Annotated in this window: 11 protein-coding genes; 7 read left to right on the top strand and 4 right to left on the bottom strand. The window is 54.7% G+C overall.

Annotated features, from left to right (window positions below):
- Window positions 1-37: 37 nt before the first annotated feature.
- Complete coding sequence (gene srmB / locus IM314_RS14855; protein ID WP_041908660.1) at window positions 38-1,366, top strand: ATP-dependent RNA helicase SrmB; 1,329 nt, start codon at window positions 38-40, stop codon at window positions 1,364-1,366.
- A gap of 52 nt (window positions 1,367-1,418) precedes the next feature.
- On the opposite strand, the gene grcA is transcribed toward srmB, so the two are convergent.
- Window positions 1,419-1,802: an autonomous glycyl radical cofactor GrcA gene (grcA, locus tag IM314_RS14850; protein ID WP_006176733.1), complete on the bottom strand. Its 384-nt coding sequence runs from the start codon at window positions 1,800-1,802 to the stop codon at window positions 1,419-1,421.
- A gap of 314 nt (window positions 1,803-2,116) precedes the next feature.
- On the opposite strand from grcA, the gene ung reads away from it, so the two are divergent.
- Window positions 2,117-2,806: a uracil-DNA glycosylase gene (gene ung, locus IM314_RS14845; protein ID WP_193359154.1), complete on the top strand. Its 690-nt coding sequence runs from the start codon at window positions 2,117-2,119 to the stop codon at window positions 2,804-2,806.
- Window positions 2,807-2,845: 39 nt separating this feature from the next.
- On the opposite strand, the gene IM314_RS14840 is transcribed toward ung, so the two are convergent.
- On the bottom strand, window positions 2,846-3,946 hold the full coding sequence (locus tag IM314_RS14840; protein ID WP_041908658.1) for a tRNA/rRNA methyltransferase: 1,101 nt from the start codon (window positions 3,944-3,946) through the stop codon (window positions 2,846-2,848).
- A 204-nt stretch (window positions 3,947-4,150) separates the two neighbouring features.
- Between IM314_RS14840 and trxC the strand changes: the two genes are divergently transcribed.
- The 5 genes from trxC to IM314_RS14815 all read left to right on the top strand — a co-directional run bounded on the left by trxC (window position 4,151) and on the right by IM314_RS14815 (window position 9,872).
- Complete coding sequence (gene trxC, locus IM314_RS14835; RefSeq protein WP_028014108.1) at window positions 4,151-4,570, top strand: thioredoxin TrxC; 420 nt, start codon at window positions 4,151-4,153, stop codon at window positions 4,568-4,570.
- A 69-nt stretch (window positions 4,571-4,639) separates the two neighbouring features.
- Window positions 4,640-5,338 carry a tRNA-uridine aminocarboxypropyltransferase gene (tapT, locus tag IM314_RS14830; protein WP_045260163.1) on the top strand — a complete coding sequence of 233 codons (699 nt, stop codon included), beginning with the start codon at window positions 4,640-4,642 and terminating at the stop codon, window positions 5,336-5,338.
- A gap of 35 nt (window positions 5,339-5,373) precedes the next feature.
- A complete protein-coding gene (pat, locus tag IM314_RS14825) occupies window positions 5,374-8,037 on the top strand; it encodes a protein lysine acetyltransferase (protein ID WP_047364185.1) in 2,664 nt (887 codons plus the stop codon).
- Between the two features lie 110 nt (window positions 8,038-8,147).
- On the top strand, window positions 8,148-9,503 hold the full coding sequence (gene pssA / locus IM314_RS14820; protein ID WP_023331103.1) for a CDP-diacylglycerol--serine O-phosphatidyltransferase: 1,356 nt from the start codon (window positions 8,148-8,150) through the stop codon (window positions 9,501-9,503).
- Window positions 9,504-9,548: 45 nt separating this feature from the next.
- Window positions 9,549-9,872: a YfiM family lipoprotein gene (locus IM314_RS14815; RefSeq protein ID WP_045260160.1), complete on the top strand. Its 324-nt coding sequence runs from the start codon at window positions 9,549-9,551 to the stop codon at window positions 9,870-9,872.
- Here IM314_RS14815 and IM314_RS14810 read toward each other — a convergent pair.
- Together IM314_RS14810 and IM314_RS14805 are read right to left on the bottom strand one after the other, a co-directional pair.
- The gene (locus IM314_RS14810) at window positions 9,869-11,176 is read right to left on the bottom strand and encodes an MFS transporter (protein WP_045630972.1); all 1,308 of its coding nucleotides are present in this window, start codon (window positions 11,174-11,176) and stop codon (window positions 9,869-9,871) included. The genes IM314_RS14815 and IM314_RS14810 overlap by 4 nt on opposite strands.
- Window positions 11,177-11,327: 151 nt before the next feature.
- A complete protein-coding gene (locus IM314_RS14805) occupies window positions 11,328-11,780 on the bottom strand; it encodes a DUF4385 domain-containing protein (protein WP_193359155.1) in 453 nt (150 codons plus the stop codon).
- Window positions 11,781-11,934: the final 154 nt, after the last annotated feature.

Below are 11,934 nucleotides of genomic sequence, written 5' to 3'. Positions count from 1 at the left end.
TAACGTCTATAATCAGCGCCCCACACAGAGGTAGAACATGACTGTAACGACTTTTTCCGAACTTGAACTCGATGAAAGCCTGCTCAATGCTCTTGAGAGCAAAGGCTTTACACGCCCGACCGCCATTCAGGCAGCGGCCATTCCGCCTGCGCTTGAGGGCCGCGATGTGCTCGGTTCTGCGCCAACCGGCACGGGGAAGACAGCAGCCTATTTGCTGCCTGTGTTGCAGCACCTGCTCGACTTTCCACGTAAAAAATCTGGCCCGCCGCGTATTTTGATCCTGACGCCTACGCGCGAGCTGGCCATGCAGGTTGCCGATCACGCGCGTGAACTCGCGGCGAATACGCATCTGGATATCGCCACCATCACCGGCGGCGTTGCGTATATGAACCACGCCGAAGTGTTCAGCGAAAACCAGGACATCGTCGTCGCGACGACGGGCCGCCTGCTGCAGTATATTAAAGAAGAAAACTTCGACTGCCGCGCGGTAGAAACGCTGATCCTCGACGAAGCGGACCGCATGCTGGACATGGGCTTTGCGCAGGATATCGAGCATATTGCAGGTGAAACGCGCTGGCGTAACCAGACGATGCTGTTCTCTGCCACCCTTGAAGGGGATGCGATTAAAGACTTCGCAGAGCGTCTGCTGGAAGATCCGGTGGAAGTCTCTGCGACGCCATCCACGCGAGAGCGTAAAAAAATCCATCAGTGGTATTACCGTGCGGACAACCTTGAGCATAAGGTTGAGCTGCTCAAGCACCTGCTGAAGCAGGAAGACGCAACCCGCACTATCGTGTTTGTGCGTAAGCGCGAGCGCGTGCACGAGCTGGCTGAAATGCTGCGCAACGCCGGGATCAACAACTGCTATCTTGAAGGTGAGATGGCGCAGATCAAGCGTACCGAAGGCATTAAGCGCCTGACCGATGGCCGCGTTAACGTGCTGGTCGCAACAGACGTTGCCGCCCGCGGGATCGACATCCCTGACGTGAGCCATGTCATTAACTTCGATATGCCGCGCAGCGGAGATACCTACCTGCACCGCATTGGCCGTACCGGTCGCGCGGGCCGCAAAGGGATTGCAATTTCACTGGTTGAAGCCCATGACTACCTGCTGCTGCAGAAAATTGGCCGCTATGTTGACGAGCCGCTGAAAGCGCGCGTTATTGATGGCTTGCGCCCAACCACACGTGCGCCGAGTGAAAAAATGACGGGTAAACCGTCCAAGAAAGCGCTCGCGAAACGTGCTGAGAGAAAAGAGAAAGAAAAAGAGAAGCCGCGCGTGAAGCAGCGCCACCGCGATACCAAAAACATTGGTAAGCGTCGTAAGCCAAGCGCTGCCGCGCAGGAAACGAAGACTGAAGAGTAAGAAAAAGCCGGGGTAATCCCCGGCTTTTTTGTTCCCCCCCGTGGCTGAGGCCTTACAGGCTTTCAGTAAAGGTACGGGCGATAACGTCGCGCTGCTGTTCTGGAGTCAGTGAGTTAAAGCGAACCGCATAACCAGACACGCGGATAGTCAGCTGTGGGTATTTTTCCGGGTGCTCAACGGCATCCATCAGCGTTTCGCGGCGCAGCACGTTAACGTTCAGGTGCTGACCCCCTTCAACGCGCACTTCCGGCTGCACTTCCATTGGGATTTCACGGTATTCGATTTCGCCCAGTTTATTCACCGGTACGATTTCATCTTCAGCAAAACCCGCTTTCGCAACCACACAGCGCGCTTCATTTTTCTCGCTGTCCAGCAGCCAGAAAGAGTTGAGCAGATCGTCATTTGCCGCTTTGGTAATCTGGATACCTGTAATCATGTGTTGCCTCCCTTAGGCTACATTAACTGATGCTGGCCTTACGCGGCCAATTGGTAAAACCATTGTTTCTTGTGTGTATATATATCATTCACACCACGGCGATTTATTGATTTAAATCAACAAAAACACCAACCACATGAAGAGTGTGGTTTGAATTTATTGCTTTAGATCAATTTCATACCCCCATCAACTCAACTTAACCTGCATCATTTCAAAATAAATTTAACGACTTAGCACGCATTTCAGCGCGTAATTTTGCTCACAAGCGTTAAACAGGTAAGCTAGTGACAGATTGAGATTCGCAGGAGAGCGACATGACGACACCTTTAACCTGGCATGACGTGCTGGCAGAAGAAAAGCAGCAGCCTTATTTTATCAATACGCTCAGTACCGTTGCCGCTGAGCGTCAGTCCGGGCAAACGATTTATCCGCCGCAAAAAGATGTATTCAACGCGTTTCGCTATACCGAGTTGAGCGATGTGAAAGTCGTCATTCTGGGCCAGGATCCCTATCACGGCCCTGGGCAGGCGCACGGGCTGGCATTTTCCGTACGCCCAGGCGTGGCGATCCCCCCTTCTCTGCTCAACATGTATAAAGAGCTTGAGGGAACCGTGTCCGGGTTTACCCGCCCCAACCACGGTTATCTGGAAAGCTGGGCGCGCCAGGGCGTGCTGTTATTGAACACGGTGCTCACCGTACGGGCGGGCCAGGCGCACTCGCACGCCAGCCTTGGGTGGGAAACCTTTACCGATAAAGTTATCAGCCTTATCAACGAGCATCGTGAAGGGGTCGTGTTTTTACTCTGGGGTTCTCACGCGCAGAAGAAAGGGGCAATTATCGATCGTCAGCGTCATCACGTGTTGAAGGCACCGCACCCGTCACCGTTGTCTGCCCATCGCGGTTTCTTTGGCAGTAATCATTTTGTTCTGGCAAATGAATGGCTGGAAAAACGTGGCGAAACGCCAATTGACTGGATGCCTGTGTTACCGGCAGAGAGCGAGTAGGGTTTGAATGTGCCGGGTCAGGCCCGGCACATAAGAGGCTTATGCCTTATTCTGACGCCACCACTCGGCCAGCAGCACGCCGGTCGCAACGGATACGTTCAGACTTTCCACATTGCCCGTCCCGTCGATGGAGACGCTCAGATCCGAACTGGAGAGCGCCGCATCAGACAGACCATCGCGTTCCTGACCCAACACCAGCACCATCTTGCGCGGCAGCGTCGCTTTAAACAGCGGCGTACCGGCATGGCTGGATGTGGTCACGATGGAATAGCCCGCTTTACGGAACTGCTCGAGGGCATCCAGAACGCTGTCGCCGGTGATCGGCTGTACGTGCTCGGCTCCGCCTTCCGCAGTACGGATCGCGGCGCCGGATTCCAGCAGCGCGGCATCCTGCAGCAGCACGCCCTTCACGCCAAAATGCGCGCAGCTGCGCATCATTGCGCCCAGGTTGTGCGGGTTGCCCACGTCTTCCAGCGCCAGCACGCAGTCATCGGCATCTGCCTGGCTGACCCACTGCTGAACTGTCGTGCCGTTACGTTTTTTAATCAGGAAGCAGACGCCGCCGTGGTGCTCGGTACCGGACGCTTTTGTCAGTTCAGCATCATCAACCACGTGGTAAGCTTTGCGGTTCGCGGCCATCCAGCGCAGCGCTTCTTTAAAGCGCGGGGTCACGCTCTGGATAAACCAGGCGCGGACGATACACTCAGGACGGCTCTGGAACAGCGCCTGGCAGGCGTTCTCGCCATATACGCGGGTCTCTTCCGCGCGCTGACGACGCAGCACTTCCGGGTCGATAAAGCTTTTACCGCTGATACCGCCGTGATCGGCTTTTTCCGGCGTCTCATCGCCAGGGGCGCGAGAAACGGTGCGCCACGGAGAGGCGTTATCACGTGAGAAGTCATCACGCGGACGGTCATCGCGCTTGCGATCGTCACGCTTGCGGTCATCACGTTTGCGGTCATCACCGCGGTTATTTCTGTCATCGCGGGCGGGGCGACGGCCACCGTCTGCACGAGAGGACGCTGGACGCCCGCCACCTTTTCCGGTACGCGGATTTTGGGTGCGTTTATCAGAGTCATCATCACTGCGGACATACATCACTTTGACCTTGCCGCTTTTGTTTTTCATTTCGTCGTTCATGCTTTTCTCCACCAGCGCTGCGCGAAGCGCGCAGATTACCCGATGTGCCAGCGCATAGCCATAATTTCGTACAAAAGCCTGTGACTATTGTTCCCATTGAATAAAACGCATTGTCGTTTCATACAGGCTCACTGATAATATGTAACATATCAGAAACATTATCGGCGTTCTGCCGCTGTCCCACGGCTCTATCAGAGGTTAGTTATGAATACCGTATGTGCCAACTGTCAGGCTTTAAACCGCATTCCGGACGATCGGATGGATGACGGTGCGAAATGCGGACGTTGTGGCCATGAATTGTTTGATGGCGATGTCATTAACGCGACGGGTGCTACGCTGGACAAACTCCTCAAGGACGATCTCCCGGTGGTGGTCGATTTCTGGGCGCCATGGTGCGGTCCGTGCCGCAGCTTCGCGCCAATCTTCGAAGATGTGGCCGAAGAGCGCAGCGGAAAAATGCGGTTCGTTAAGGTTAATACCGAGGCCGAACGCGAGCTAAGCGCACGTTTTCGTATTCGCAGTATCCCGACCATCATGATTTTCAAAAATGGTGAAGTGATCGATATGCTCAACGGTGCGGTTCCAAAAGCACCTTTTGATAGCTGGTTAAACGAATCGCTGTAACATTCCCGGGGCACACCTTGTGCCCCGTTCCCGCCTCTGCGAAAATAGGGTTTTTCCTCCATTTCGCCCATGACTGATAACGCTGTCCTTAAATTACGCGCCGAACGCCTTGCGCGCGCTACTCGCCCCTTTCTTGCTCGTGGCAATCGCATACGTCGCTGTCAGCGCTGCCTGCTGCCGCTGAAGGTGTGTCTGTGCGAGACGCTGGCCCCAAGTACTGCGGAGAGCCGCTTTTGTCTGGTCATGTTCGATACCGAGCCGATGAAGCCCAGTAATACGGGGCGTCTTATTGCCGATATTCTGCCGGATACCGCCGCGTTTCAGTGGTCGCGCACTGAGCCACCTCAGGCTCTGCTCGACCTGGTGGCAAGCCCGGACTACCAGCCGATGGTGGTTTTCCCGGCATCTTATGCGGGTGAACAGCGTCAGGTCCTTACCGCGCCGCCATCTGGCAAACCACCGCTGTTTATTATGCTGGACGGTACCTGGACCGAAGCGCGGAAAATGTTTCGCAAAAGCCCTTACCTCGACGCTCTGCCGGTTATTTCTGTCGATCTTTCCCGCGTCTCGGCCTACCGCCTGCGCGAAGCGCATGCTGACGGGCAATACTGCACTGCCGAAGTCGCCATTGCGCTACTGGATTTAGCAGGAGATACCGCTGCAGCTGGCGCCCTGGGCAACCATTTCTCATGCTTCCGGGAGCGCTATCTGGCGGGAAAAACCGTTCATAAGGGCAGCATCACAGCAACGGAGACAGAAAGCGTTTAAAATCATCAGGTCGCTTGCATTCACAGGAGGCCTGCATGAGCCAGAGAGGGTTAGAAGCGCTACTCCGTCCTAAATCCATTGCCGTCATCGGCGCATCAATGAAACCGGATCGTGCAGGCTATCTGATGATGCGCAACCTGCTGGCCGGAGGATTTAACGGTCCCGTTATGCCCGTCACGCCGTCTTATAAGGCCGTTCAGGGCGTGCTTGCCTGGCCGGACGTGGAGAGCCTGCCTTTCGTACCGGATCTCGCCGTTCTGTGTACAAACGCCAAACGCAATCCGGAACTGCTGGAGTCACTCGGCAAGAAAGGATGTAAAACCTGCATTATTCTCTCGTCTCCGCCTGAACAGCAGCCCGAACTGCTGGCCTGTGCCAGCCGCTATCAGATGCGCATTCTCGGGCCGAACAGCCTGGGTCTGCTCGCGCCCTGGCAGGGGCTGAACGCCAGCTTCTCCCCGGTGCCGATCCGTAAAGGCAAGCTGGCGTTTATCTCGCAGTCGGCTGCGGTCTCAAACACCATCCTTGACTGGGCGCAGCAGCGTGAAATGGGATTCTCCTACTTCATTGCTCTGGGCGACAGCCTGGATATTGACGTTGACGAACTGCTGGATTTCCTGGCGCGAGACAGCAAAACCAGCGCAATCCTCCTTTATCTTGAGCACCTGAGCGACGCCCGTCGTTTTGTTTCCGCTTCGCGTAGCGCATCGCGCAATAAACCGATCCTCGTTATCAAAAGCGGTCGCAGCCCTGCGGCACAGCGTCTGCTGCAGTCTCATTCCGGTATGGATCCGGCCTGGGATGCTGCCATTCAGCGCGCGGGGTTGCTGCGGGTGCAGGATACACACGAGCTTTTTTCCGCCGTTGAGACGTTGAGCCACATGCGTCCGCTGCGCGGCGAGAAGTTAATGATTGTCAGCAATGGCGCGGCCCCTGCCGCGCTGGCGCTGGATGAGCTTTGGCTGCGTAACGGCAAGCTGGCCACGCTGGGTGAAGAGACGCTGCAACGCCTCAGAGAGGCGCTTCCGGCAAGCGTGACGCCCGGCAATCCGCTTGATTTGCGCGATGATGCCAGCAGCGATCGCTATATCAGGGCAATCTCCATTTTGCTGGACAGCCAGGATTTCGATGCGCTGATGATTATCCACTCCCCCAGCGCGGCCGCGCCGGGCAGTGAAAGCGCGCGGGCGCTGATTGAGGCGGTACGAAATCATCCGCGCGGCAAATATGTCACCCTGCTGACCAACTGGTGCGGTGAGTTTTCCTCTCAGGAGGCGCGACGCTTGTTCAGTGAAGCCGGACTGCCAACCTACCGCACGCCGGAAGGCACCATCACGGCATTTATGCATATGGTGGAATATCGCCGCAACCAGAAACAGCTGCGTGAGACACCTGCCTTGCCCGGAAACCTGACGGCGAACACCGTCGACGTTCATCGGCTGTTACAGCAGGCCATTGAAGAAGGCGCGACCTCGCTTGATACGCATGAAGTGCAGCCCATACTGGGCAGCTACGGGATGCAAACTCTGCCAACCTGGATCGCCAGCGACAGCGCTGAGGCCGTACATATAGCCGAACAGATTGGCTACCCGGTCGCCCTTAAGCTTCGTTCCCCCGATATCCCGCATAAGTCTGACGTTCAGGGGGTCATGTTGTACCTGCGTACGGCAACGGAGGTGCAGCAGGCAGCCGATGCCATTTTCGATCGCGTCAAAATGGCCTGGCCGCAGGCCCGGATCCACGGACTGCTGGTGCAAAGCATGGCTCACCGCGCGGGCGCCCAGGAACTGCGGGTGGTGGTTGAACACGATCCTGTCTTCGGCCCGCTCATTATGTTGGGGGAAGGCGGCGTTGAGTGGCGTCCAGAGGAACAGGCCGCGGTGGCGCTACCGCCGCTGAACATGAATCTGGCGCGCTATCTGATCATTCAGGCGATTAAAAGCAAAAAGATCCGTGGCCGCAGCGCCCTGCGTCCGCTCGATATTGCCGGGTTGAGTCAATTCCTGGTGCAGGTGTCTAACCTGGTTGTAGATTGTGCGGAGATCCAGCGGCTGGATATCCATCCGCTGCTCGCCTCCGGCACTGAGTTTACGGCGCTGGACGTAACGCTGGATATCGCGCCATTTGAAGGGGACAGAGAGAGCCGCCTGGCGATCCGTCCGTATCCTCTGCAGCTGGAGGAGTGGGTCGAGATGAAGAATGGGGAACGCGCCCTGTTCCGCCCTATTCTGCCGGAAGATGAACCGCAGCTGCGTGCCTTTATTTCTCAGGTTACGAAAGAAGATCTCTATTATCGCTACTTTAGCGAAATCAACGAATTTACCCACGATGATTTAGCCAATATGACCCAGATCGACTACGATCGAGAGATGGCGTTTGTCGCCGTTCGACGTTCCGATCGGGGCGATGAGATCCTCGGCGTGACGCGCGCAATTTCCGATCCGGATAACATTGACGCGGAATTTGCTGTGCTGGTGCGCTCCGATCTTAAAGGCCTGGGTCTGGGCAGACGACTGCTGGAAAAACTCATCAGTTATACGCGAGATCACGGATTGTTACGCCTGAATGGCATTACTATGCCGAACAATCGCGGTATGGTGACCCTGGCGCGAAAACTCGGATTTGACGTTGATATTCAGCTGGACGAAGGTATTGTCGCCTTATCCCTCGGCCTGACACCAGCAGACAAACCCGAGTAAGCTACTGGAAATGTTACCCACTTTGGACGGGACTGGTGGTATCATTGTCCGCTTATGTTGTTTGCATGGTACAGACAACCCTTCAATGAACAGAGAAGAAACGCACTGTGATGTTGTCAAAATTTAAGCGTAATAAACATCAACAACACCTTGCTCAACTACCGAAGATTTCTCAGTCAGTTGATGATGTAGAGTTCTTTTACGCTCCCGCTCATTTTCGGGAGACGCTTCTGGAAAAGATTGCCAGTGCCACGCGACGCATTTGCATTGTGGCCCTGTATCTTGAACAAGATGAAGGCGGGCGTGCGATCCTGAACGCGCTCTATGAAGCCAAGCGTCAGCGTCCGGAGCTGGATGTTCGCGTGCTGGTTGACTGGCATCGCGCCCAGCGTGGCCGTATTGGCGCGGCCGCTTCAAACACCAATGCAGACTGGTATTGCCGCACGGCGCAGGAAAATCCTGGCGTCGATGTACCTGTTTATGGCGTCCCGGTGAATACCCGCGAAGCGCTCGGCGTCCTTCATTTTAAAGGATTCATCATCGATGACAGCGTGCTTTACAGCGGCGCAAGCCTCAATGATGTCTATCTTCATCAGCTCGATAAATATCGCTATGACCGCTACCATCTGATCCGTAATCCTCAGATGGCCGATATCATGTTTAACTGGGTTGATAAAAACCTGGTACATGGCCGTGGCGTTAATCGCCTTGACGATCCCGAGCGCCCTAAGAGCCCGGAAATCAAAAACGATGTTCGCGCCTTCCGCCAGGAGCTCCGCGATGCTGTTTACCATTTTCAGGGCGACGCAAACAACGAAGAGTTATCCGTTACTCCGCTGGTTGGGCTTGGCAAATCAAGCCTGCTGAATAAAACGATCTTCCATCTGATGCCGTGCGCGGAGCAAAAGCTCACCATCTGCACGCCGTACTTTAACCTTCCTGCCGTACTGGTGCGTAATATCATTCAGCTGCTGCGCGATGGTAAAAAAGTAGAAATTATCGTCGGGGATAAAACGGCGAACGACTTCTTCATTCCTGAAGATCAGCCGTTCAAAATCATCGGTGCGCTGCCTTATCTTTATGAAATTAACCTGCGCCGCTTCCTCAGCCGTTTACAGTATTACGTAAACACTGACCAGCTGGTTGTGCGTCTGTGGAAAGATGAAGACAACAGTTACCATCTGAAAGGTATGTGGGTCGACGATGAGTGGATGCTGCTGACCGGTAACAACCTGAACCCGCGCGCGTGGAGACTGGATCTGGAAAACGCGATCCTGATCCATGACCCGCAGCATGAGTTAGCCGCACAGCGTGAGCGTGAACTGGAGTTGATTCGCACGCACACCACGGTGGTTAATCATTACCGCGAGCTGCAGAGCATTGCCGATTATCCTGTGAAAGTTCGCAAGCTGATTCGCCGCTTGCGTCGTATCCGTATTGACCGACTTATCAGCCGAATTCTGTAATGTCCAGGCCCTGTTACCCGCAGGGCTTTTTTATGGAGCCCGTTGATGCGTATTCCTCTGTTACTGAGCGCTTTCTTTCTGACTGGCTGCAGTCATATGGCCAATGATAGCTGGTCCGGTCAGGACAAAGCACAACACTTCCTCGCTTCCGCTATGCTGTCTGCAGCCGGTAATGAGTACGCGCAGCATCAGGGATACAGCCGGGACCGTAGCGCGGCGATAGGGTTGATGTTCTCAGTGGGCCTTGGGGCATCAAAAGAACTATGGGATAGCCGCCCCGCAGGGAGCGGCTGGAGCTGGAAAGATTTCGCCTGGGACGTAGCCGGCGCAACAACCGGCTACGCCGTCTGGCAGATGGCACATTATTAAAGGCGGATACCTTTTCCTTTGCGATGCAGCATCAGCGAGACAATAAACGCCAGCGCTCCCATTACGGTGACATACCAGAAGAAGGTCGTTTCACTGCCCCACGACTTAAGCGATAGCGCGACATACTCTGCCGAACCGCCAAACAGGGCATTCGCTACCGCATAAGAGAGGCCAACACCCAGCGCCCTCACCTGTGCGGGAAACATTTCCGCTTTCAAAATGCCACTTATTGCCGTGTAAAAACTGATAATAATGAGTGCCACCATGATCAGCGCGAAAGCGGCATACGGCGACGTTGTCTGCTGTAGCGCAGTCAAAAGCGGCACGGTACCCAGGGTGAGCATGCCGCCAAAGATCAGCATGGAGGTGCGGCGACCTATTTTGTCCGACAGCGCGCCGACAATCGGCTGGATAAGCATAAAGACGAGTAACGCCACCGTCATGACGACACTCGCAACTTTTGCATGCATGCCCGTGGTGTTAACCAGATATTTTTGCATGTAGGTGGTAAAGGTATAGAAACTTAGCGAGCCCGCGGCGGTAAAACCTAACACCATCAAAAATGCTTTGCGGTTTCGCCAGAGCCCCTTCATCGAGCCCGCCTCTTTCAGCGCCCTGACCTCCTGTTGAGAGGTTTCATCAAGCTGACGGCGTAGCCACAGGGCGACAACCGCCAGGGCAGCGCCCATAGCAAACGGGATGCGCCAGCCCCAGGCGTGCAAATCTTCATCGCTAAGGATTTGTTGCAGGATCACCACAACCAGTAACGCCAGCAGCTGTCCGCCAATGAGGGTCACATACTGGAATGATGCATAGAAACCTTTTCGGCCTTCAACCGCCACTTCGCTCATGTATGTCGCACTGGTGCCGTATTCCCCACCGACCGACAGCCCCTGGAACAGACGTGCCAGCAGCAGCAACGCGGGTGCCCATGTTCCGATAGTGTCATATCCGGGCAGGCAGGCAATCACCAGCGAGCCGACGCACATCATGCATACGGAGATGAGCATGGAGGTCTTGCGCCCTTTTCTGTCTGCGATCCTGCCGAACAGCCATCCACCGATCGGGCGCATCAGGAACCCGGCGGCAAAAACGCCTGCGGTTTGCAGAAGCTGAGTGGTGGTATTCCCGGACGGGAAAAAGATATGCGCAAAGTAGAGTGAACAGAATGAATAGACGTAAAAGTCAAACCACTCTACGAGGTTCCCCGAGGAGGCCCCAACGATTGCCCAAACCCGACGACGGGTATCCTTACCTGCCAAATTGGTGTTATCCGTATCTGCACTGGCTACGGTTTCTGTCATTTTAAAATCCTCTGTCTCACATTGCGGGCCATTGCCCACAAACAGTAAAACCGGATTTAAAATGAATCGTTAGGTAAATAAAATGTTTCCAATATGTTTCATTACGTTTTGTGAACTCGATCAGGTATCGAATTATTAGCGGACGTAGTAATTATCCCCACTTCTGCTGATGCGCCTTTTTTCGCTGCAAATAATCTTCATCTGCACGAATTTTATCCCACCACTTTTTGAAGACCGCGGCGGCTTCGGCTTTTACGGGATCGCAATCCAGCGGTTTTACCTGGCGCTTCTCATCGTACTTTTTACCGTCTTTATGATTGGCGTATCGCCTGGCGCGCGTATAGCCCATCTGAATGAATTTACGCGCCATATCCATACCCACAAAGTCGTTTTGCTGACGATATTCTTCAAACAGGGCGTAAATTTCTTTTGCCGATCGCGCTGCAACTTCAGCATCTTTGTATCGCCAGTGCGGAAGGATCTCGCTTTTGTAAGGCTCCACCATGAGCACACCCTGCTCTCCCCGCCCCACCTGATACAGCTCTGCATGGTCACGGAAATTAATGTTGGCAAAATCTTGTTGGTAATTAAAGGGACGTGTCAAAGCGGCACCATTGTTAAAATCGTTTTAACAATTGTAGGTACGGTCAGTCGGTGCCGCCACTTGGTATTTTCCGGCGCACAAAGCAAAAAACCCCGCACCTTACGGTACGGGGTTCTTCTTGATTGATGCCTGGCAGTTCCCTACTCTCACATGG

This window comes from Enterobacter cloacae complex sp. P42RS, from assembly GCF_014930595.1.
Taxonomy (GTDB): Bacteria; Pseudomonadota; Gammaproteobacteria; order Enterobacterales; family Enterobacteriaceae; genus Enterobacter; species Enterobacter bugandensis.
The sequence above is the reverse complement of the archived record's forward strand: the minus strand, read 5'-3'. Positions and strand labels throughout refer to the sequence as shown.

Excerpts from the sequence above, each read along its gene's own strand:
- srmB (WP_041908660.1), top strand. The coding sequence starts at position 38 with ATGACTGTAACGACTTTTTCCGAACTTGAACTCGATGAAAGCCTGCTC.
- grcA (WP_006176733.1), bottom strand. The coding sequence starts at position 1,802 with ATGATTACAGGTATCCAGATTACCAAAGCGGCAAATGACGATCTGCTC.
- ung (WP_193359154.1), top strand. The coding sequence starts at position 2,117 with ATGACGACACCTTTAACCTGGCATGACGTGCTGGCAGAAGAAAAGCAG.
- IM314_RS14840 (WP_041908658.1), bottom strand. The coding sequence starts at position 3,946 with ATGAACGACGAAATGAAAAACAAAAGCGGCAAGGTCAAAGTGATGTAT.
- trxC (WP_028014108.1), top strand. The coding sequence starts at position 4,151 with ATGAATACCGTATGTGCCAACTGTCAGGCTTTAAACCGCATTCCGGAC.
- tapT (WP_045260163.1), top strand. The coding sequence starts at position 4,640 with ATGACTGATAACGCTGTCCTTAAATTACGCGCCGAACGCCTTGCGCGC.
- pat (WP_047364185.1), top strand. The coding sequence starts at position 5,374 with ATGAGCCAGAGAGGGTTAGAAGCGCTACTCCGTCCTAAATCCATTGCC.
- pssA (WP_023331103.1), top strand. The coding sequence starts at position 8,148 with ATGTTGTCAAAATTTAAGCGTAATAAACATCAACAACACCTTGCTCAA.
- IM314_RS14815 (WP_045260160.1), top strand. The coding sequence starts at position 9,549 with ATGCGTATTCCTCTGTTACTGAGCGCTTTCTTTCTGACTGGCTGCAGT.
- IM314_RS14810 (WP_045630972.1), bottom strand. The coding sequence starts at position 11,176 with ATGACAGAAACCGTAGCCAGTGCAGATACGGATAACACCAATTTGGCA.